The following is a 22,067-nucleotide window of genomic DNA, read 5'->3' as shown; positions in this document are numbered from 1 at the left end:
GCTTCTCTCGGCCGAAGGCGTTGCCCTGACGTCTAGCCAGAGATCCTGACTGTGTCGAAGCATGTGAAGTACGTTCCCAAGCACCGTGGTGCCGCCGTTCCGGCCACCGAAGCGCCCAAGAAGATCCTCCGCAACTCCGTCGTGTTCTCCGCCATCGCGGTGGGTGCCACGGGCTCCGCCGTCGCCACTGGCCTGCTGAGCGGTTCCGCCTCTCCGGCGTCCGCCGCCGCTGCCGCGACGGAGGCCAATCTCGACCTCGCGAGCGTCAACGGCATCAACGGCGCCGAGATCGAGCGCGCCCCCGTCGTCTCCCGCTCCGACCAGCGTGACGCCGCCGCTCCGGCGAAGCTCGCTCCGCTGGCCGCGACCCGCTCCGTCGCCAACGGCTACACCCGCACCGAGGACGTCCGCGAGCTCGACCCGCGTTCGGTCGCCAAGGCGCTCCTCTCCGACTTCGGCTGGTCGAGCGACCAGTTCGGCTGCCTCGACTCGCTGTGGAACCGCGAGTCCGGCTGGAACATCCACGCCGACAACCCCGGCTCCTCGGCGTACGGCATCCCGCAGGCGCTGCCCGGCTCCAAGATGGCCTCCGCCGGCCCCGACTGGGCCAACAACCCGGTCACCCAGATCACCTGGGGCCTCGGCTACATCCAGGACCGCTACGGCAGCCCCTGTGGCGCGTGGGGTCACTCGCAGGGCTACGGCTGGTACTGACGGCGGTACGCCGCTCCGCGGCCTGTGGTTCGTGGGCGCCCCGCGCTCCGTGAGGTGCCCGCCGAGCTTCGGGCACGCTCGCTGCGCTCGCTAACACCCTCAAGTGCCCGGCCAGCACCTCACTGCGCGCCGGCCACCCACGACGTCGACACCGGGGTCTCGTGCGTTGCGAACCGGGTGTTGGCGGGTTGAGGCGCGGGTTCTGCTTCGTCAGGGGTGGGTCATGCGGGTGACGTCGAGGGCCTCGTCGAGCTGCTGCTCGGTGAGCGAGCCGTCCTCGAGTACGCCGTCGGCGACGGCCGCCTGGCGCACGGTGATGCCCTGGGCGAGGGAGGCCTTGGCGATCTTCGCGGCCCGCTCGTAGCCGACGTACTTGTTGAGCGGGGTGACGACGGCGGGGGAGGACTCGGCGTACGCGCGGAGGCGGGCCTCGTTGGCGGTGATGCCGCTGATGCAGCGGTCGGCGAGCAGACGGCCGGCGTTGGCGAGGAGGCGGATCGACTCGAGCAGGTTGCGGGCGATGAGCGGCAGCATGACGTTGAGCTCGAAGCTGCCGGAGGCGCCGGCCCAGGCGATGGCGGCGTCGTTGCCGACGACCTGGGCACAGACCTGGAGGGTCGCCTCGGGGAGGACCGGGTTCACCTTGCCGGGCATGATCGAGGAGCCCGGCTGCAGGTCGGGGAGGTGGATCTCGGCGAGGCCGGCGGCGGGACCGGAGCCCATCCAGCGCAGGTCGTTGCAGATCTTGGTGAGGCTGACCGCGATGACGCGGAGCTGGCCGGAGAGCTCGACGAGGGCGTCGCGCGCACCCTGCGCCTCGAAGTGGTCGCGCGCCTCCACGAACGGCAGGTCGGTGGCCTCGGCGAGCTCCTGGATGACGGCTGCCGAGAAGCCCGGAGGCGTGTTGATGCCGGTGCCGACGGCGGTGCCGCCGAGCGGCAGCTCGGCCACCCGGGGGAGCGTCTGCTGCAGCCGCTCGATCCCGAGCCGGACCTGCGTGGCGTAGCCGCCGAACTCCTGCCCGAGCGTCACCGGTGTCGCGTCCATGAGGTGGGTGCGACCGGCCTTCACCACGTCGGCGAACTCCTCCGCCTTGGCGCCCAGCGCCTCCGCGAGGTGGTCGAGCGCGGGGATCAGCTGCTCGGCCGTCGCCTTCGTGGCCGCGACGTGGATGGACGTCGGGAAGACGTCGTTGCTCGACTGGCTCGCGTTGACGTGGTCGTTGGGGTGCACGTCGGTGCCCGCGCGGCCCGCGAGCGAGGCGAGCACCTCGTTGATGTTCATGTTGGAGCTCGTGCCGGAGCCGGTCTGGAAGACGTCGATCGGGAACGCTTCCAGGTGCTCGCCGGCCGCGACCTGCTGCGCGGCAGCCCGGATCGCCTGCGCCTTGTCGTCGTCGAGCACGCCCAGCTCGCTGTTGACCTTCGCCGCAGCCGCCTTCACCAGTGCCAGCGCCTGCACGTGCGCCGCATCGAGGCCACGCCCGCTGATCGGGAAGTTCTCCACCGCCCGCTGGGTCTGCGCCCGCCAGAGCGCCTCCTTCGGCACGCGTACGTCGCCCAGGGAGTCGTGCTCGATCCGGAACGCCTGCTCGCTGTCAGCCTCGCTCATGCCCTCGACGCTACCCGCCGCGTCGGAAGTGATTCGGGCCAGCGGGCGGGGTGTGGCCGCAGGGAGGTGCCTGTCCGGCACTTGAGGGTGCTAGCGAGCGCAGCGAGCGAGCCCGAAGCCGGACGGGCGGCTCCCGGAGGTCACAGCCGGGAGGAGGCGTAGAGCCAGTACTGCTCCTCGCGCCCCTGCAGGTCCACGGGGATCGCCAGAGCGCGGCAGTTGCCGAAGACGTCCTGCATCTCGAGCGGCAGCTCCGGCTCCTCGAACGCCGACCAGATCACCAGCGTGCCGCCCTCGGTCATCCGGTCGCGCACGACGCCGAGCAGCGGCGCCTCGTAGAGGTCCGCGTTGCTCTCGTGCACCAGGTAGCCCGGCCCGTTGTCGACGTCGAGCAGCACCAGGTCGTACGCCGCGTCATCGGCCACGTCATCGGCCGGGGCATCGCTGCTGCGCAGGAAGTCGGCGATGTCCGCGGTGACCAGCTCGACCCGCTCGTCGGCCAGCAGCGCCGGGCCGTGCGGGATCGTGCCGTCGCGCATCCACCCGACGAGGCCGGCCTCGATCTCGACGACCGTCACGTGCTCCACGAAGGCGTCGGCGAGCACCTCGCCCAGCGTGAAGCCGAGGCCGAGGCCGCCGACGAGGACGCGCCGCGGCGTACGGCCGGAGCGGCGGGAGGCGGCGAGGGTGGCGGTGGCCATCGCCTGCTCGGAGGCGGTCTCGACGGTGTCCATGACGAAGACGCCGTTGGCCCGCAGCTCGATCGCGGTGCCGTCCTCGCCCCGCTCGTCACGCCGCCGGCGCAGGACCAGCTCGCCGGTCGGGCCGGTGGAACGGGCGAGCTCGGTCTCCTGCATGGAGCCATCATCGCGTGTCCGCAGCCACGGGCTGGGTACGGAGCGCCCATGAGCGAGCAACAGAACCCCCAGGACACCCAGATGGCCGTCGACTCCAGCGGTGAGGACGCCGTCGGCACGACCGAGGACCCGGCCGACCGGCCCGAGCCGGAGCCCGCGTCGGACGAGGACCGGCCGGCGTACTACGCCGACGAGGCGGGCGGCTCGGCCTATCCCGACGAGGAGCGGCCGGTGCCGATCTCCGACGGCGACGCCGTGGCGGGCAACCCGATCAGCGGGGACGCCGGCCAGCCCGACCTTCCCGAGGACGTCGGCCCGAACGCGGTGCCGCCGCACAACGCGGAGACGAACGAGTACGACAAGGAGTGACGCCTGCGCCGCGCGGGCGTGGTGTGGGCCACGCGACTGCGCCGCGCCGGGCGGCCTCGCCCACCGTGCCCGGTGCGCGACCTACGTTGGTTGAAGGATCACCCAACGCACGGACGCAAGGAAGAGGCTCATGGCACTCGGGACGGTCATCAACAGCACGCGGCGCAATCTCGCGCTGCTCGGCGTACGGGCGCTGCTCGGCGCCGTCCTCATCGCGCACGGCTGGCAGAAGTACAACGACTGGGGCGTCGACGCCACGCGCTCGAACTTCTCCGACATGGGCATCCCGCACGCCGGCCCCGCGGCAGCGTTCGCGATCGCTGCCGAGCTCGGTGGCGGCGTGCTCCTGCTCCTCGGGCTGCTGACGCCCCTGGCCTCCCTCGCCGTGGTGGCGAACATGGCCGGCGCGTTCTGGTACGCCCACCGCGGCACCGAGATCTTCGTCGGCAAGGGCGGGTGGGAGCTGGTCGCCATGATCGGCGCCGCCGCCCTCGCCCTCTTCGCCACCGGCGCGGGTGCGCTCAGCCTCGACGCGCTCTTCGTCGGCTCCTGGCGTCGTCGCCGGGCCCGCAAGGCGAAGCTCAAGCCGGCCAAGCCCGCGCCCACGCACAACGTCCTCGGCGAGGAGCTGGCCTCCACCAGCGCCTGAGCTCACCCAGGGCAGTCGGCTCCGGCCGGCTGCCCTGTGCTGTTCCTGTTCCTTCGGGAGCGGCGGGACGCTACGGTGCGCGTGACCTACGCCACGTGCCCCAGGGGAGTCCATGAGCCAGCCCGCCACCGTCTGCGCGGCCTTCCAGGCCACTGCCGCGATCGCCCCGGACGCCGTCGCGCTCCGCACGCCCGGCGACGCCGTCACCATCACGTGGGCGGAGTACGCCGCGCGGGTCCGCAAGGTCGCGGCCGGGCTGGCCTCGCTCGGCGTACGCCGGGGCGACACGGTGGCGCTGATGCTGACCAACCGCCCCGAGGCCGCGATCGTCGACGCCGGCGCCATGCACCTCGGCGCGGTCGCCTTCTCGGTCTACAACACCTCGTCGCCCGAGCAGCTCGAGTTCCTCTTCGGCAACGCCCGCAACCGGGTCGTCATCACCGAGGCGGTCTTCCTGCCCGCCGTGAAGGCGGCGGCCGGCGGCATCGAGCACGTCGTCTGCGTCGACGGGCCGGGCGCTTCGCTCACGCTGGAGGAGCTCGAGGCGGCGGGGGACCCGGCGTTCGACTTCGAGGCGGCGTGGCGGGCGGTCGAGCCCGACGACCTGATCACCCTCATCTACACCTCCGGCACCACCGGCCCGCCGAAGGGCGTCCAGCTCAGCCACCGCAACATCGTCACGAACACCGCGGCCGCGCTCGAGGTGGTGCCGGTCGAGTTCGGTGACCGGATCACCTCCTTCCTGCCGATGGCCCACATCGCCGACCGCGCCTCCTCGCAGTACTTCGCCGCGATCAAGGGCGTCCAGGTGACGTACGTCGACAACCCGCGCGAGATCGCGGCCGCGCTGCCCGACTGCCGCCCGACGATCTGGTTCGCGGTGCCGCGGGTCTGGGAGAAGATCAAGCTCGGCATCGAGGCGAAGGTCGCGGCCGAGCCCGACGCGAAGAAGCGGGCGCTCGCCCAGTGGGCGCTGGCGCGGGCGGCGGCGAAGGCCGACGCCCAGCTCGCCGGACGGCCGCTGGGCCGCCTCGACGCGCTGCGTTACGCCGTCGCCGACCGGCTGGTGCTGGGCAGGCTCCGCGAGGCGATCGGCATGGACCAGATGAAGTGGGCGTGGTCGGGCGCGGCCGCGATCGCGCCCGAGACGCTCCGGTTCTTCATGGGCCTCGGCGTCGAGGTCTGCGAGCTCTGGGGCATGTCCGAGACCAGTGGCGCGGGCACCATCAACCCTCCCGGCAAGGCGCGGGTCGGCACCGTCGGCCCGCCGATGCCCGGTGTCGAGCTGAGCCTCGCCGACGACGGCGAGCTGCTCTATCGCGGCCCCGGCCTGATGGTCTCCTACCGTGACAACCCGGAGCAGACCGCCGAGGCGGTCGACGCCCACGGCTGGCTGCACACCGGCGACGTCGCCACCATCGACGCCGACGGCTACGTGACGATCATCGACCGCAAGAAGGAGCTGATCATCAGCTCCGGCGGCAAGAACATGTCACCCGCCAACATCGAGAACGTCCTCAAGGTCTCCTGCCCCCTCGCGATGTGCATCGCGGTGGTCGGCGACGCCCGCCCCTACAACGTCGCCCTCGTCGCCCTCGACCCGGACGCCGCCGCGGCGTACGCCGAGAAGGCCGGCGTCGCGGCCGACCCCGCCGTGCTGGCGAAGGACCCGGGGCTGATCGCGGCGGTGCAGGCGGGCATCGACGCCGGCAATGCGCGCCTCTCCCGGGTGGAGCAGGTCAAGAGGTTCAGCATCGTCCCGGCCTGGTGGGTGCCGGGCAGCGAGGAGCTGACGCCGACGCTCAAGGTGCGCCGGCGCCCGATCAGCGTGAAGTACGCCGCCGAGATCGAGGCGCTCTACGACCAGGCGTAGTACCGCGCGACGACGGTGAAGTTCTTGATGTCGTAGTGGTTGAACTTCGCCGTGCCGACCGACCACAACACCGTCCGGCCGCGGAGCAGGGAGCTGGGGCTCACGGAGGCGCCCGTGTGGGTGCCCAGGGTGCCTCCCAGCGTGCGGGTGTTCACGGCCTCGCCGTCGCTGGCGCGGTGGTAGCTGATGGCCGCCTGGCTGCCGCGGTAGCCGCGCGAGGCGCCGCCGTACGTGTCGACCCGGAAGGAGCCGTACTTCACCGCGGTCGGCAGCTGCTGCCCGTGCAGGGTCAGGACCACGGTGTCGTTGGTGCGCGTGGACTTGCAGCGCGTGTTGGCGTAGTAGCCGCGGGAACCCGACCACCCGCGGGACGCAGGGTTCTTCAGCGTCGAGCAGCGGCCGACGAACGAGTCGACCTTGCTGCCGCCGACGCTGACCGTCTTCTTGAAGGTCTTCAACACGCCGCTCGCGTGGGAGACCGTGACCGTTCGGCTGAGTGCCGACGTGTTGCCGTGCGTGTCCACGGAGGTGACGGTGTAGGTGCCCGCCGGGACGACGGAGCCGGACTCGTTGCGGCCGTCCCAGACGGCGTGCTCGTCGGTCCAGGAGTCGATCTCGGGCTCGAGCAGGCGCACCTGGACGCCGGAGGCGTTGGTGATCGCGATCTTGTCGTTGTAGTCGAGCTGGGTCGCGTCGTGGACCTTGACGGTCGTCGTCCGATAGGACGCGAGGGCGTCGATGGCGGTCGGGTGGATGGCGGGGCGGGTCACCGTGAGGCCCTCGATCGCCGGGCCCTCGCGGTCCACGACGAGGTAGCCCGAGAAGCTGCTGGTGGACGGCCCGAAGTCGGGGTCGTCGACGGAGATCGTGCCTTCGATCCGGAGGCCTTCAGCCTCGGGCAGACCGGCACCGGGTACCTCGATCGGGGCGCCCCCGTCGTCGGCGAGCGTGCCGGACGCCGAGCCGTCCGAGCCGGCGACCGGCTGCCCGTCAGCGGTGACGTGCCACGAGGCCTGGAAGGTGCCGTGCTTGCCGGTCGGGACGACCGCGTGGCTGGGGTCGGCCGCCGCCGTGATCGCCGGGGCGGTGAAGTACAGCACCTGGCTCTGACGGGCGACCGTCATCTCCGCACTGTCGAGGTCGTAGTGCGTGCAGGGGTCGCTGTTGTAGGCGTTGCAGCGGAAGAGCCGGAGATGGCCGACGCCGTCAGCGAGGTTGAGCTGGGTCTCTCCGTCGTGGGCGACCGTCGTGGTCAGGTCGTTGTCGCCCGTCTCCGGCTCGGAGTACGTCCAGTCGACGAGCAGCGTGCCGCCACCCGAGTCGCTGACGGTGACGCTCGCCTGCTGGTCGGTGCCGTCGGGGTTGTGGCCGATCGTCGTGTCGGTGGGCCAGGTGACGGTGGGCACCACGTCGGTCGCGGTCAGCGTCGCCGACGAGACGGAGGGCGACACGTCGCCCGCCGCGCAGTTGCTCCCGGTCGTGGGGGCCGTGGCGCAGACGACGGTCTTCACCTCGCCGTCGGTGTAGCCCCACGTCGGAAGGTCGAACGTCGCGCTGTGCGTCGTGGGGTCGAGCGGGATCCACCCGGCGCCCGTCAGGCCGGTGTTGATGTGGCATCCGCTCCAGCACACCCATGCCGACTGGGCGTCGGCGCCACCAGTGACAGTGCCGGTCACGTGACCCGCGACGCTGGTGTCGAGCCCTGACAGGACGGGCGCAGCCGGAGCGGCGTACGCCGGCGTCGCGGCGAAGACGGTGACCGAACCGGTGATGAGTGCGGTAGCGAGCAGCAGGCGGCGCATGTGTTCCCCCGATGAAACCGGGCACCCCCGTGGCGCCACCGCCGCAGATTACGTCGTGCGGCCGAAGAATGCCCCCTTGGTCCGGTAACGGAACGATGACGCTTCCGGGGCAGGGCCAGTGAGCGAGGAAGGCCCGGTCCGTGCTCGGACCGGGCCTTCGTCAGCGTCGTACGGGCGTCACTCCGCGGAGCGCACCCGGATGCCGGAGAGCGGGACGGTGACGGAGCCACCCGGGTCGGTGAAGAAGTCGTTGCCCTTGTCGTCGACGACGATGAAGGCGGGGAAGTCCTCGACCTCGATCTTCCAGACCGCCTCCATGCCGAGCTCGGGGTACTCCAGCACCTCGACCGACTTGATGCAGTCCTGCGCCAGACGGGCGGCGGGGCCGCCGATCGAGCCGAGGTAGAAGCCGCCGAACTCGTTGCACGCCTCGGTGACCTGCTTGGAGCGGTTGCCCTTGGCCAGCATGACCATCGAGCCGCCCTCGGCCTGGAACGCCTTGACGTAGGAGTCCATGCGACCGGCGGTGGTCGGGCCGAACGAGCCGGACGCCATGCCGTCGGGGGTCTTGGCCGGGCCCGCGTAGTAGACGGGGTGGTTCTTCATGTACTCCGGCATGCCCTCGCCGGCGTCCAGGCGCTCCTGGATCTTGGCGTGGGCGATGTCGCGCGCGACCACGAGCGGGCCGGTCAGCGAGAGGCGGGTCTTCACCGGGTGCTTCGAGAGCTCGGCGAGGATCTCCGGCATCGGCTGCGTGAGGTCGATCTTCACGACCTCGCCGCCCTGGATGAGGTGCTGCTCCTCGGTGTCGGGGAGGTACTGCGCCGGGTCGGTCTCGAGCTGCTCGAGGAAGACGCCCTCGGCGGTGATCTTGCCGAGCGCCTGGCGGTCGGCCGAGCACGAGACCGCGATCGCGACGGGGCACGAGGCGCCGTGGCGGGGGAGACGGACGACGCGGACGTCGTGGCAGAAGTACTTGCCGCCGAACTGCGCGCCGATGCCGAAGTCCTGCGTGAGCTTGAAGACCTGCTCCTCGAGCTCGAGGTCGCGGAAGCCGTGGGCGCTCATCGAGCCCTCGGTCGGCAGGTTGTCGAGGTAGTGCGCGCTGGCGTACTTGGCGGTCTTCAGCGCGAACTCCGCCGACGTACCGCCGATGACGACGGCCAGGTGGTACGGCGGGCAGGCCGCCGTACCGAGGGACTTGATCTTCTCGTCGAGGAACTCGAGCAGGCGCTTGGGGTTCAGCACCGCCTTCGTCTCCTGGTAGAGGAAGGACTTGTTGGCCGAGCCGCCGCCCTTGGCCATGAAGAGGAACTTGTACTCCGGCTTCCCGTCCTTGGACGGGGTGGAGTAGAGCTCGATCTGCGCCGGCAGGTTGGTGCCGGTGTTCTTCTCCTCGTACGTCGTCAGCGGGGCGAGCTGCGAGTAGCGGAGGTTGAGCTTGGTGTAGGCGTCGTAGACACCCTTCGACACGTACTCCGCGTCGTCGGCGCCGGTGAGGACGCCCTCGGACTTCTTGCCCATCACGATCGCGGTGCCGGTGTCCTGGCACATCGGCAGCACGCCGCCGGCGGAGATGTTGACGTTCTTCAGCAGGTCGAGCGCGACGAAGCGGTCGTTGCCCGACGCCTCGGGGTCGTCGATGATCTTGCGCAGCTGCGACAGGTGCGCCGGCCGGAGGTAGTGGCTGATGTCGTGCATCGCCGCCTCGGTCAGCTGCTGGATCGCCTCGGGCGCCACCTTGAGGAAGGTCTGGTCGCCCACCTCGATGGTCTCGACGCCCTCCGTCGTGATCAGGCGGTAAGGAGTGTCGTCCTTGCCGAGGGGGAGGAGGTCGGAGTACTTGAACTCTGCTTCAGCCACGGCGGAAGCGTACGACGGCGCCGCCGCTGTGCGCGCGTGAGTCCGTTCACCCGCACGGGCGGAATCGTCGCCGGCCCGTCGGCGTTCCTCTCCCGTGCACACGTACGACGCAGTGGTGATCGGAGCGGGACAGGCCGGGCTCTCGGCGTCGTACCACCTGAAGCGTCTCGGCATCGACCACGTCGTCCTCGACCGCGACGAGCACGCGGGCGGCGCGTGGCAGCACCGCTGGGACTCGCTCTCGATGAACGACGTCCACCGCGTCGCCGACCTGCCCGACGCCGCTGCCCCGGGCGGCTCCGCCGACCGCGCGAACGTCGTCGTGCCGGCGTGGTTCGCCCGTTACGAGTCACTGCACCAGCTGCCCGTCGTCCGGCCGGTCGCCGTCGACCGGGTCACCAGCGAGGGCGACCTGCTCGTCGTCGACGCCGGCGACCGCAGCTGGCGCACGCGCACGCTGGTCAACGCCACGGGCACCTGGACGCGTCCCTTCGTGCCGTACTACCCCGGCGCCGAGGCCTTCCGGGGCGAGCAGCTGCACACCGTCGACTACCCGGGCCGTGACCACTTCCGCGGCAAGCGGGTGCTGGTCGTCGGCGGAGGCGCCTCGGCCGTGCAGTTCCTCGGCGAGCTCGCGCCGCTCACGGAGACCCTCTGGGTGACCCGGCGCGAGCCGGTCTGGCGCGACGGCTTCGACGAGGGTGTCGGCCGCGACGCGGTGACGCTGGTCCAGGAGCGGGTCGCACGGGGACTTCCACCGGCCAGTGTCGTGAGCGTGACCGGCCTCGCGCTGCGCGAGCAGGAGCGGGAGGCCGAGCGCCTCGGCGCGTACGCCGCCCGCCGGCCGATGTTCGCCCGGGTCGAGCCGAGCGGCGTGCGCTGGGCCGACGGCTCCTTCGAGCCGGTCGACGTCATCCTCTGGGCCACCGGCTTCCGGCCGGCCGTCGACCACCTCGCGCCGCTGCACCTGCGGGGGCCGGAGGGCGGCATCCGGCTGCTCACCACCAGCCATGACGTCCAGACCGCGGTGACGGCTGCGCGGGATGCCCGCGTGCAGCTGGTCGGCTACGGACCCTCGGCGAGCACGATCGGCGCGACGCGTGCGGGCCGGGCCGCGGCACACGCCGTCCAGCGGTATCTCGCGACGGCCGACGAGCAGACGGCCTGAGTCAGGCGTTGCGGGCGGCCTCGGCCGCGCGCTCGACCCACTTCGGCTGGTCGCCGTAGCGCTGGCTGGGGATCATCCGCCCGGCGGCGTGGTCCTCGAGCAGCTGCGCCATGCGGCGGTCGTTGGTCGCCTGCTGCTTGGCGCCGGTCACCCAGACGATGCAGATCTTGCGGTACGACGGCGTCGCGACCTCCCAGAAGGCCGAGGCCTTGCGGTCGGCCGCCATCAGCGCTGCGTAGGCCGCGGGGACGGCGACGTCGGCGGGCGCCTCATGGGTGTAGCCCGAGGCCTCCTTCCTGCGCGCCTCGTAGACGGCGAGGCCCGACGGCTGCATGCGGCCCTCGGCGATCAGCCGCTCGACGGTGGTGAGGTTGATCCGGCTCCAGCTGCTGCCCGGCCGGCGGGGCGTCCACCGCTGCCGGACGGAGTCCTCGTCGATGCGCTCGACGCGCGAGTCGATCCAGCCCCAGCAGAGCGCCTCGACGACGGCGTCCTCCCAGGTCAGGCCGGGGTCCTCGCCGCGCTTCGCGACGTGCTTCTTGCGCAGGCCCATCCAGAGGTCGGGCGCGGTGGCGTGGTGGGCCGCGAGCCACGCGGCGAACTCCTCCGGCGCGCTGAAGAAGAGGGCCGGACGCTCGGGGGTGCCGCCCGGCCTGCCAGGACTGCTCACCTGCGTGAGCCTACTGACGGCCGGGGACACCCCCGAGCAGCAACAGCGATCAGCTCCAGGTGTCGCTCGTCTGGTAGCCGGTGCCGGTGCCGGTGGTGAACGACCGGTCACCGCCCGACTCCCACGTCACGACGCCCGAGGCGTTCTTCTTGATGTACTTGTAGGTGAAGCTGGTGCCCTTCGGCACGATCGCCGCCTTCGCCCACACCGGGTAGGTCGCCGACGACAGCGGGATGGCGTCCTTCGGGTCCCACGAGCCGAGGGCCGGGATCGACCCCACGACGTACGCATTGGTGCCGGGGTCGGTGGTGGCGTTGACCTTGAAGGTGACGTCGGTGGCGTCGGCGTTCGCGAGGTTCCAGCTGTTGTTGATCGTCAGCGCGGAGCTCGTGGTGGTTGCGGAGCGGTTGGCGATCGACTCCCAGGTGACGGCGCCGGAGCTGTCCTTCTTGATGAACTTGTACTGGAACGTCGTGCCTGCCGGCACCGTCACCTGCCCGGACCAGATCGGGTAGCCGGCAGCGGAGAGCGGCACGGCCGCGGCGGTGTTCCAGCTGCCGAGCGACGGCGTCGAGCCGACGACGTACACGTTGGTGCCGAGGGCCGTGGAGGCGTTGACGTTGAAGGTCGCCGAGACCGTGGCGGGGTCCGTGGTCCCGCCTCCGCCGGTGCCGCCGCAGCCGGTCGTGCAGGTCGCGCCGAGCCGGATCGCCACGGCGCCCTTGGCCGGGATCGTGACCGTGGCGCTGCCGCCGCTGACCGTGACGTTGGTGGCGCCGCCGTCGATCACGTTCTGGTAGCTGCCGTCGGCCATCCCCGTCGCGAACGTGTACGTCGCCGGGCTGGCGCCGTTGTTGAGCGCGAAGAAGCCCTTGCCCGCGCGGCCGAAGCCGATGACGTCGGACGACTTGGCCTGCCAGTCGGTGACGTCGGCCGAGCCCACGGCGTTGTGCCAGCCGACCATGCCGACGACGGCGGTGTTGCGGTCGAGGCAGTACCACTGGCTGCTCGCGCAGTCGGTCGGCGTGACGTAGCCGCCGGAGTTGGGCGGGGCGTCGTCGCTGTTGGTCCAGGTGAAGCTGGAGTAGACCGTCGGCGTCGCGTCCTTGTGGGCGAGCTGGAAGAGGTTGGCCAGCACGTAGGTCGCGCCGTCCTTGTAGGAGAGGTGCAGGCCGTTGCGCTCGGTGTCGTGGTTGGTCACGAAGTCGACCGCGTTGGCCGACGGCAGGATCCCGCTCGAGCCGAGCGAGCCGAGGTCGGAGACGCTGCCCTGGAAGGCGGACTTCAGCTTGCTGGCGTAGGTGAAGTCGAGGACGTCGCCGGTGCCGTAGTAGTCGCCCGGCTGCGGGGTGCTGCCCGGGTAGACCTCCTGGAAGACGTCCGGCGCGGTGCCGCTCTTCGTGGCGGTGAGCTTGCTCTCGATGGCGGCCATGTCGGTGGCCGCGATGTGCTTGACCGCGTCGACCCGGAAGCCGTCGACGCCGGTGGCGAGGAGCTTGTTGAGGTAGCCCGCGATCTTCGTGCGGACGCTGTCCTCGCTGGTCTTGAGGTCGGCGAGCCCGAGGAGCTCGCAGTTCTGCACCTCGGAGAGGTTGTTCCAGTCGTCGATGATGCCGTCGGCGTCGTTGCAGTAGCCGTCGCCCGGGTGGTGGTAGTCGCCGTAGTCGTAGTCCGGGGTGTCGTACTTCGTGCTCAGCGTCGTGCCGGCGTAGCCCGACCCGGTGGCGGCCGCGGTGTGGTTGATGACCGCGTCGACGTACACCTTCACGCCGGCGGCATGGCAGGTCGCGACCATCGAGGAGAACTGCGCGGCCGAGCCGAAGCGGCTGTCGAGGCTGTAGGAGTACGGCTGGTAGACGTCCCACCACGCGAGCGTGGGGGTCTTGAGGGACTCGGCCGGGGGAGCGACCTGGACCGCGCCGTAGCCGGCGGGGCCGAGGTGGTCGGTGCACTCCTGGGCGACCGAGGGCCAGCTCCACTCCCAGAGGTTGGCGATCACGTCGCTGCTGGTGGCGGCGTCGGCGTGGGCTGCCGGGACCGGGGTGACCGGGCCTGCCACGGCGAGGGCCGCGCCGGCGATGCCGGCGGCGGCGAGGGCGAGGAAACGACTCATTGCAGAGAGACTCCGTCCTGAGAGGCGTGTGGTCTCCCGCGTGATGGGCGCCACACCTGTCAGGCCGACCTTCGCGCGGTCCAGACCGCGGGGTCAATGCTTTTCTGCAAGAAAAATCTGCAACTTGCGAAAGGCTTGCAGGCAGGGTTGCGGACGGGTTACGGTCACGCGGTGTTCACCGGACGCCCCGCCTCGCTGGCCCTTGCAGCCCTCCTTGCCGTGCTCGTCGCGGCCTCTCCTGCGACGGCCCGGGAGGTGTCAGCGGCACCTGGCGCCGCCCGTGCCGCCGCCGTCCCCGCCGCTGTCCCGGCGCCGCCGTCCGACGCGGAGCTGGCCGCGCAGCCGGCCCGCCACGACGCGACGCGCGAGCAGTTCTACTTCGTGATGCCGGACCGGTTCGCCGACGGCGACCCGGCCAACGACCGTGGGGGCCTCGTCGGCTCGCGCATGGTCACCGGCTACGACCCGACCGACAAGGGCTTCTACCAGGGCGGCGACCTCGCGGGCATCACGAAGCACCTCGACTACATCAAGGGGCTCGGCACCACCGCGATCTGGATGGCGCCGATCTTCAAGAACCGCCCGGTCCAGGGCACCGGCGACTCCGCGTCGGCCGGCTACCACGGCTACTGGATCACCGACTTCACCCAGGTCGACCCCCACTTCGGCACCAACGCCGACCTGGAGGAGCTGATCGACCAGGCCCACGCCAAGGGGATGAAGGTCTTCTTCGACGTCATCACCAACCACACCGCCGACGGCATCGACTACCGCGAGAAGGCCTACGACTACCTCTCCAAGGGCGCCTTCCCCTACCTCGACGAGGACGGCCGGCCCTTCGACGACGCGGCGTACGCCGACGGCGCGAGCGGGTTCCCGAAGGTGGACCGCGACGCGTTCCCCTACACGCCGCAGCCGACGTCGGCCGCCAAGGTCCCGGCCTGGCTCAACGACCCGACGATGTACCACAACCGCGGCGACTCGACCTTCGCCGGCGAGTCCACGACGTACGGCGACTTCTCGGGGCTCGACGACCTGTGGACCGAGCGGCCCGAGGTCGTGCAGGGCATGGAGAAGATCTACGAGCGCTGGGTCCGCGACTTCGACATCGACGGCTTCCGGATCGACACGGTCAAGCACGTCGACATGGACTTCTGGACCCAGTGGGCCACCGCCCTCGACGCGTACGCCGCGAAGCAGGGCCGCAAGGACTTCTTCATGTTCGGCGAGGTCTACTCCGCCGACACGGCCGTCACCTCGCCGTACGTCACGCAGGGGCGGCTCGACGCGACCCTCGACTTCCCGCTGCAGGACGCCGCCCGCGCCTACGCCTCGCAGGGCGCGAGCGCGCAGCGGCTGGCCGGCGTCTTCGCTGACGACTACCGCTACACGACCGACAAGGCCAACGCCTACGAGCAGGTCAGCTTCCTCGGCAACCACGACATGGGCCGGATCGGGCACTTCCTCGAGGCCGACAACGCCGGCGCGAGCGACGCCGAGCTGCTGCAGCGCGCCCGCCTGGCCAACGAGGTGATGTTCCTCAGCCGCGGCAACCCGGTCGTCTACTACGGCGACGAGCAGGGCTTCACCGGCAACGGCGGCGACAAGGACGCGCGCCAGACGATGTTCGCCTCCCGGGTCGCCGACTACCTCGACGACGACGAGATCGGCACCGACCGCACCCACGCCAGCGACTCCTTCGACACCTCCGCGCCCCTCTACCGCCAGATCGCGGACCTCGCCGAGCTGCGGCGCGAGCACCCCGCCCTCGCCGACGGCGTCCAGGTCCAGCGGTACGCCGCCGACGGCCCCGGCGTCTACGCCTTCACCCGCACCGACGCCTCCTCGGGGCGCGAGTACGTCGTGGCGCTCAACAACGCCGCCGACGCGCAGACCGCCACCTTCGCGACCGGCGCCGCCGGCATGGAGTACCGCGGCATCCACGGCGCCATCGACCGGATCACCTCCGACGCCGACCGTCGCGTCACGGTGACCGTGCCTGGGCGCTCCGCGGTGGTCTACGAGGCGGCCGACGACCTGCCCGCGCCGGCGAGCGCTCCCTCGCTCACCCTGAAGGCCCCCGCCCGGGGCGCCACCGGCACCGTCGAGGTCAGCGCCGACGTCGACGGCGCTGCGGCGGGAGGTGCGCTCGACCGCGTCGTCTTCGCCGCACAGGTCGGTGACGGGACGTGGAAGGTGCTCGGCTCGGCCGACCACGCGCCGTACAAGGTCACGCAGGCGCTGCCCACGGACCTGCCCGCCGGCACGGCGCTGCGGTACAAGGCGGTCGTCGTCGACGGGGCCGGCCACACCGCGAGTGCCACCGCCAGCAGCGAGACCGGCACCCCGCCGGCACCCGAGGTCCCCACCGCGACGTCGCGGGACTACGCGGTCGTCCACTACCACCGCGCGGACGGCGCCTACGGCGACTGGAGCCTCTACGCGTGGGGCGACATCGCCGACGGCGAGTCGACGCCGTGGCCGACCGGCCACCCGTTCATCGGCCGTGACGCCTACGGCGCCTTCGCCTGGGTGAAGCTGAAGCCCGGCGCGTCCAACGTCGGCTTCCTCGTCATCGACGGCCAGGGCACCAAGGACGTCGCCTCCGACCGCTCGATCGACGTCACCAGGACCGGTGAGGTCTGGCTCGAGCAGGGCAGCCCCGACGTCACGACGCAGCGCCCCGACTACCCGGCGCAGGACACCGCGAAGGCGGTCCTCCACTACCACCGGGCCGACGGCCAGTACGACGGCTGGGGACTGCACGTGTGGACCGGCGCAGCCAGCCCGACCGACTGGGGCGCCCCGTTGCAGCCCGTGCGCCAGGACGCCTACGGCGCGGTCTACGAGGTGCCGCTGGCGGCCGGTGCGACCAGCCTCAGCTACATCCTGCACAAGGGCGACGAGAAGGACCTCCCGTCCGACCAGTCGCTCGACCTCACCCAGCCGCGCGGCCACGAGGTCTGGCTGCTCAACGGGGTCGACAAGCCGCTGCTGCCGCAGGCCGCTGGCAGTGCCGGCGCGCTCGACCTCTCCGCCGCCAAGGCGGTCTGGATCGACCGTGACACGGTCGTGTGGGACGGCGTCGCCGGCGCTGCCTCGACCCAGCTGGTCTCCTCGCACGACGGCTCCCTCAAGGCCGACGGGGGAGTGCTGGCCAGTGACGACGAACGGTGGCTGCGGCTGTCGCGCACCACGCTGACCGACGCCCAGAAGGCCGCCTTCCCGCACCTCGCCGACAGGACCGCGTGGACCGTCGACCCGCGCGACCGCGACCGCGTCCGCGAGGCGGTCCGCGGCCAGGTCGTCGCCTCCCAGCGCAACGCCGCCGGCGCGGTGCTGGCCGCCACCGGCGTGCAGCTGGCCGGGGCGCTCGACGACCTCTTCGCCCCCGCCCGGTCGGCCCATCTCGGTCCGGTCTTCCACGACGGCCGCCCGACCCTGTCGGTCTGGGCGCCCACTGCGCAGGCGGTCGCGCTCGACCTCGGCGGCGACCGGGTGCCGATGCGCCGCGATGCCGCGACGGGTGTCTGGTCGGTCACCGGCCCGGCCTCGTGGAAGGGCAAGCCCTACCGGTACGCCGTCACCGTCTTCGCGCCGACCGTCGCGAAGGTCGTCACCAACCTCGTGACCGACCCCTACTCGGTGGCCCTGACCGCCGACTCTGAGCGGAGCCTCGTCGTCGACCTCGACGACCCCGGGCTGGCGCCGACCGGCTGGTCGAGCCTGCGGAAGCCGGCCGCCGTCCCGCTGCGCGACGCCCAGATCCAGGAGCTCCACGTCCGCGACTTCTCGGTCGCCGACACCACCGTTCCCGCTGCGGACCGGGGCACCTACCGGGCCTTCTCGGACCGCGACACAGACGGCTCGAAGCACCTGCGGGCGCTGGCGGCCGCGGGCACGTCGTACGTGCACCTGCTGCCGGTCTTCGACTTCGCCACCGTGCCGGAGCGACGGGCCGGCCAGGCGACGCCCCCGTGCGACCTCGCCTCCTACGCGCCCGACTCCGACCAGCAGCAGGAGTGCGTGGCGAAGACCGCGGCGAAGGACGCCTACAACTGGGGCTACGACCCGTACCACTACACCGTCCCGGAGGGCTCCTACGCGAGCGACCCCGACGGCACCGCCCGCACGCGGGAGTTCCGCGGGATGGTCGCCGGGCTCAACCACGACGGCCTCCGCGTCGTCATGGACGTCGTCTACAACCACACGTCCGCCAGCGGTCAGGACAAGACGTCCGTGCTCGACAAGGTCGTGCCCGGCTACTACCAGCGGCTGCTCGGCGACGGCTCGGTGGCGAGCAGCACCTGCTGCGCCAACACGGCTCCGGAGAACGCGATGATGGGCAAGCTCGTCGTCGACTCGATCGTGACGTGGGCGAAGGAGTACAAGGTCGACGGCTTCCGCTTCGACCTGATGGGCCACCACCCGAAGGCGAACATCCTCGCGGTGCGGGCCGCACTCGATGCCCTGACGCCCGCGAAGGACGGCGTCGACGGCAAGAAGATCATCCTGTACGGCGAGGGGTGGAACTTCGGCGAGGTGGCCGACGACGCCCGCTTCGTGCAGGCCACGCAGAAGAACATGGCCGGCACCGGCATCGCCACGTTCTCCGACCGGGCCCGCGACGCGGTGCGTGGCGGCGGGCCGTTCGACGACGACCCGCGCGTCCAGGGCTTCGCCTCGGGCCTCTTCACCGACCCCAACAGCTCGCCGGCCAACGGCACGACCGCCGAGCAGCGCCAGCGGCTGCTGCACGACCAGGACCTGATCAAGGTCGGGCTCAGCGGCGACCTCGCGGCGTACCGCTTCACCGACAGCCGGGGCCGCTCGGTGTCGGGTGCGGACGTCGACTACAACGGCCAGCCGGCCGGCTACGCGGCTGCGCCGGGGGACGCGCTGGCCTACGTCGACGCCCACGACAACGAGTCGCTCTTCGACGCGCTGGCCTACAAGCTGCCGACCGGCACGAAGGCCGCCGACCGGGCGCGTATGCAGGTGCTGGCGATGGCGACCGCCACGCTCTCGCAGGGCCCGTCACTGGCGCAGGCCGGCAGCGACCTGCTGCGCTCGAAGTCGCTGGACCGCAACTCCTTCGACAGCGGCGACTGGTTCAACGCCATCCACTGGAACTGCGCCGACGGCAACGACTTCGGCCGGGGCCTGCCGCCCGCGGCCGACAACCGGTCGAAGTGGCAGTGGGCGCGCGACCTGCTTGGCTCGATCCATGTCGGCTGCGACGACATCGACGCCGCTTCCGCGGCCTGGCGCGACCTGCTGCGGATCAGGAAGACGGAGCCCGCGTTCTCGCTGGCCACCGCCGCCCAGGTCCAGGACCGGCTCGCCTTCCCGCTGTCCGGCCCCGACGAGACCCCCGGCGTCATCACGATGACGCTGGGCGACCTGGTCGTCGTCTTCAACGCCACGCCCGAGCGACAGCAGCAGGTCCTCGCCGGCGCCACTGGGACGGCGTACGCCCTGCACCCGATCCAGGCCCACGGCGCCGACGCCGTGGTCAAGACCTCCACCTACGACAAGGCGACCGGCACCCTCAGCGTGCCGGCCCGCACCGTCGCCGTGTTCACCCGAGACGAGAGCAACCGATGACCCAGACGATCCCCGACGTGCAGACCGACGTGCAGACCGACGTGCAGACCGACGTGCAGACCGACGTGCAGAGCGAGCAGACCGAGGTGCAGGCCGCGCCCCTGCCGGAGGAGGCCGCCGCGTGGTGGCGTCACGGCGTGATCTACCAGGTCTACCCGCGCAGCTTCGCGGACGCCGACGGCGACGGCATCGGCGACCTCCCGGGCGTCCGGGCCCGCCTGCCGTACCTGCGTGACCTCGGCGTCGACGCGGTCTGGCTGTCGCCGTTCTACGCCTCGCCGCAGGCCGACGCCGGGTACGACGTCTCCGACTACCGCCGCGTCGACCCGATGTTCGGCGACCTCTCCGACGCCGCCGGGCTGATCGAGGACGCGCACGAGCTGGGCCTGCGGGTGATCGTCGACCTGGTGCCGAACCACTGCTCCGACCAGCACGAGTGGTTCCAGCGCGCGCTGCGCGACGGCCCCGGTTCGACGGCCCGCCAGCGGTTCCACTTCCGGCCGGGTCGCGGTGCCCACGGCGAGCTGCCGCCCAACGACTGGGAGTCGATCTTCGGTGGCCCCGCGTGGACGCAGGTGGCCGACGGCGAGTGGTACCTCCACCTCTTCGCCCCCGAGCAGCCCGACTTCAACTGGGAGCACCGCGCGGTCCACGACGAGTTCCGCTCGATCCTGCGGTTCTGGCTCGACCTCGGGGTCGACGGCTTCCGCGTCGACGTCGCCCACGGCCTGGTCAAGGCGGCGGGTCTGCCCGACATCGGCCGCGCGGACCAGCTGACCCTGCTCGGCAGCGAGCCGATGCCCTTCTTCGACCAGGACGGCGTCCACGAGATCTACCGCGACTGGCACCGCGTCCTGGCCGAGTACGCCGGCGAGCGGATCCTCGTCGCCGAGGCCTGGACGCCGACGCTCCAGCGCGCTGCGCAGTACGTCCGCTCCGACGAGATGCACCAGGCGTTCAACTTCTCCTACCTGTGCACCGACTGGGACGCCGCGGCGCTGCGCGAGATCGTCGACATCACGCTCGACGCGATGGGCGAGGTCGGTGCCCCGCCGACGTGGGTGCTCTCCAACCACGACGTGACCCGCCACGCGACCCGCTTCGCCAACCCGCCGGGCTCCGGCATCCAGATGACCACGCCCGGAGACCGCGAGCTCGGCCTGCGCCGGGCCCGCGCGGCCACGCTGCTGATGCTCGCGCTGCCCGGCTCGGCGTACGTCTACCAGGGCGAGGAGCTCGGCCTGCCCGACGTCACCGACCTGCCCGACGAGGTCCGCGCCGACCCGTCCTTCCACCGCGACAACGGCCAGGACGGCTTCCGCGACGGCTGCCGCGTCCCGCTGCCCTGGGGCGGCGCGGAGGCGCCGTACGGCTTCGGGCCGGAGGTGGGCGGGCCGAGCTGGCTGCCGCAGCCGGCGGCCTGGGCCGACCTGAGCGTCGAGGCGCAGACCGGCGTCGCGGGCTCCACGCTCGAGCTCTACCGCTCCGCGATCGCGGTCCGGCGCGAGCAGCCGGCGCTGGGTGCTGGTGACGGCGTGGAGTGGCTCGAGGCGCCCGAGGGCGTCCTCGCCTTCCGTCGTACGCCGCGCGCGGGGGACCCGGTGGTGGTGATCGCGAACACGTCAGGGGATCATGTACGCATGCCCCTGCCCGGCCGCCTGCTCCTCGGCTCCGCCGACGTCGTCGTCGACGGTGCCGACGTCGTGCTCGCCCCGGACAGCACGTCCTGGTGGAACTCGTAGATGGCGGAAGGTCGACGGGCCACTCCACGGCTGGCTGATGTCGCTGCGCACGCCGGGGTCAGTGAGGCCACCGTGTCGCGCGTGCTCAACGGCAAGCCCGGCCCGTCGCCGACCACCCGCCAGGCGGTGCTCGCGGCGCTCGACGTCCTCGGCTACGAGCGCCCGGGCCGTCCGCGCGAGGCCGGTGCCGGCCTGATCGGCCTGATCACCCCGGAGCTGAGCAACCCGATCTTCCCGGCGATGGCGCAGGTGATCGAGCAGGTGCTCGCCCGCCACGACTACATCCCGGTGCTCGGCACGCAGACGCCCGGCGGGTCGACCGAGGACGAGCTCGTCGAGGTCTTCATCGACCGTGGCGTGACCGGCATCGTCTTTGTCTCCGGCCTGCACGCCGACACGACTGCCGACCACGAGCGCTACGCCCGCATCAGCGCGCGGGGCATTCCGTTCGTGCTCATCGACGGCTACAGCGACCGGATCTCCGCGCCGTTCGTCTCCGTCGACGACGAGGCGGCGATGCGGATGGCCGTCGACCACCTCGCCCAGCTCGGCCACGAGCGCATCGGCCTGGCGGTCGGTCCCGCGCGCTACGTTCCCGCGGCGCGCAAGGTCACCGGCTTCACCGAGGCCATGGCGGCGCGCGGCCTCGACGGCAGCGACCTGGTCGCCCACTCGCTCTTCACCCTCGAGGGCGGCCAGACCGCGGCGTCCGCGCTCCTCGACAAGGGCTGCACCGCGATCATCTGCGCCAGCGACATCATGGCGTTCGGCGCGATCCGGGCGGCGCGGGCGCGCGGCCTCGACGTCCCGCGCGACCTCTCGGTCGTGGGCTTCGACGACAGCCCGATGACGGCGTTCTCCGACCCGCCGCTGACGACCCTGCGCAAGCCGGTCGAGGCGATGGGCACCGCAGCGGTCGACGCGCTCGTCGACGAGATCAACGGCAACCCGGCGCACCGCACCGAGTTCGTGGTCCAGCCGGAGCTCGTGCTCCGCGGCTCGACCGACCGCTGCCGCACGGCCTGATCC

14 protein-coding genes are annotated in these 22,067 nt (G+C 71.7%); 8 read left to right on the top strand and 6 right to left on the bottom strand.

All coding sequences use genetic code 11. The features are described 5' to 3' along the window. The first annotated feature begins 63 nt into the window (after window positions 1–63). Window positions 64–714 carry an aggregation-promoting factor C-terminal-like domain-containing protein gene (locus IEX47_RS09765; RefSeq protein ID WP_229662773.1) on the top strand — a complete coding sequence of 217 codons (651 nt, stop codon included), beginning with the start codon at window positions 64–66 and terminating at the stop codon, window positions 712–714. Window positions 715–924: 210 nt separating this feature from the next. On the opposite strand, the gene IEX47_RS09760 is transcribed toward IEX47_RS09765, so the two are convergent. Both IEX47_RS09760 and IEX47_RS09755 read right to left on the bottom strand, forming a co-directional pair. Then, the gene (locus IEX47_RS09760; protein ID WP_188783826.1) at window positions 925–2,325 is read right to left on the bottom strand and encodes a class II fumarate hydratase; all 1,401 of its coding nucleotides are present in this window, start codon (window positions 2,323–2,325) and stop codon (window positions 925–927) included. 140 nt (window positions 2,326–2,465) lie between these two features. After that, entirely contained in the window at window positions 2,466–3,182 is a 717-nt protein-coding gene (locus tag IEX47_RS09755; RefSeq protein ID WP_188783825.1) for a spermine/spermidine synthase domain-containing protein, read from the bottom strand. 48 nt (window positions 3,183–3,230) lie between these two features. On the opposite strand from IEX47_RS09755, the gene IEX47_RS09750 reads away from it, so the two are divergent. The 3 genes from IEX47_RS09750 to IEX47_RS09740 all read left to right on the top strand — a co-directional run bounded on the left by IEX47_RS09750 (window position 3,231) and on the right by IEX47_RS09740 (window position 6,073). Further along, complete coding sequence (locus IEX47_RS09750) at window positions 3,231–3,551, top strand: hypothetical protein (RefSeq protein WP_188783824.1); 321 nt, start codon at window positions 3,231–3,233, stop codon at window positions 3,549–3,551. 130 nt (window positions 3,552–3,681) lie between these two features. After that, a complete protein-coding gene (locus IEX47_RS09745; protein WP_188783823.1) occupies window positions 3,682–4,200 on the top strand; it encodes a DoxX family protein in 519 nt (172 codons plus the stop codon). A gap of 112 nt (window positions 4,201–4,312) precedes the next feature. Then, on the top strand, window positions 4,313–6,073 hold the full coding sequence (locus IEX47_RS09740) for an AMP-binding protein (RefSeq protein WP_188783822.1): 1,761 nt from the start codon (window positions 4,313–4,315) through the stop codon (window positions 6,071–6,073). On the opposite strand, the gene IEX47_RS09735 is transcribed toward IEX47_RS09740, so the two are convergent. Both IEX47_RS09735 and IEX47_RS09730 read right to left on the bottom strand, forming a co-directional pair. After that, window positions 6,058–7,875 carry a flagellar hook assembly protein FlgD gene (locus IEX47_RS09735; RefSeq protein WP_188783821.1) on the bottom strand — a complete coding sequence of 606 codons (1,818 nt, stop codon included), beginning with the start codon at window positions 7,873–7,875 and terminating at the stop codon, window positions 6,058–6,060. The two genes, IEX47_RS09740 and IEX47_RS09735, sit on opposite strands and share 16 nt — an antisense overlap. Window positions 7,876–8,052: 177 nt before the next feature. Then, entirely contained in the window at window positions 8,053–9,738 is a 1,686-nt protein-coding gene (locus IEX47_RS09730; RefSeq protein ID WP_188783820.1) for a fumarate hydratase, read from the bottom strand. A 112-nt stretch (window positions 9,739–9,850) separates the two neighbouring features. Between IEX47_RS09730 and IEX47_RS09725 the strand changes: the two genes are divergently transcribed. Next, window positions 9,851–10,906: an NAD(P)-binding domain-containing protein gene (locus IEX47_RS09725; RefSeq protein ID WP_229662800.1), complete on the top strand. Its 1,056-nt coding sequence runs from the start codon at window positions 9,851–9,853 to the stop codon at window positions 10,904–10,906. A 1-nt stretch (window position 10,907) separates the two neighbouring features. On the opposite strand, the gene IEX47_RS09720 is transcribed toward IEX47_RS09725, so the two are convergent. Together IEX47_RS09720 and IEX47_RS09715 are read right to left on the bottom strand one after the other, a co-directional pair. Next, a complete protein-coding gene (locus tag IEX47_RS09720; protein ID WP_188783818.1) occupies window positions 10,908–11,576 on the bottom strand; it encodes a YdeI/OmpD-associated family protein in 669 nt (222 codons plus the stop codon). 49 nt (window positions 11,577–11,625) lie between these two features. Beyond that, on the bottom strand, window positions 11,626–13,689 hold the full coding sequence (locus IEX47_RS09715; protein WP_188783817.1) for a carbohydrate-binding module family 20 domain-containing protein: 2,064 nt from the start codon (window positions 13,687–13,689) through the stop codon (window positions 11,626–11,628). Window positions 13,690–13,860: 171 nt separating this feature from the next. On the opposite strand from IEX47_RS09715, the gene pulA reads away from it, so the two are divergent. From pulA to IEX47_RS09700, 3 genes are read left to right on the top strand one after another with little or no spacing between them, the layout of a single operon-like run. Further along, window positions 13,861–19,296 carry a pullulanase-type alpha-1,6-glucosidase gene (gene pulA / locus IEX47_RS09710; RefSeq protein WP_229662772.1) on the top strand — a complete coding sequence of 1,812 codons (5,436 nt, stop codon included), beginning with the start codon at window positions 13,861–13,863 and terminating at the stop codon, window positions 19,294–19,296. Then, a complete protein-coding gene (locus tag IEX47_RS09705; RefSeq protein ID WP_188783815.1) occupies window positions 19,293–21,038 on the top strand; it encodes a glycoside hydrolase family 13 protein in 1,746 nt (581 codons plus the stop codon). Before pulA ends, IEX47_RS09705 begins: the two co-directional genes overlap by 4 nt. Continuing rightward, on the top strand, window positions 21,039–22,064 hold the full coding sequence (locus IEX47_RS09700) for a LacI family DNA-binding transcriptional regulator (protein ID WP_188783814.1): 1,026 nt from the start codon (window positions 21,039–21,041) through the stop codon (window positions 22,062–22,064). The last annotated feature ends 3 nt before the right edge of the window (window positions 22,065–22,067 follow it).

Source organism: Nocardioides phosphati (genome assembly GCF_014646375.1).
GTDB lineage: Bacteria > Actinomycetota > Actinomycetes > Propionibacteriales > Nocardioidaceae > Nocardioides > Nocardioides phosphati.
This window is presented reverse-complemented; position numbering and strand designations above follow the sequence as displayed.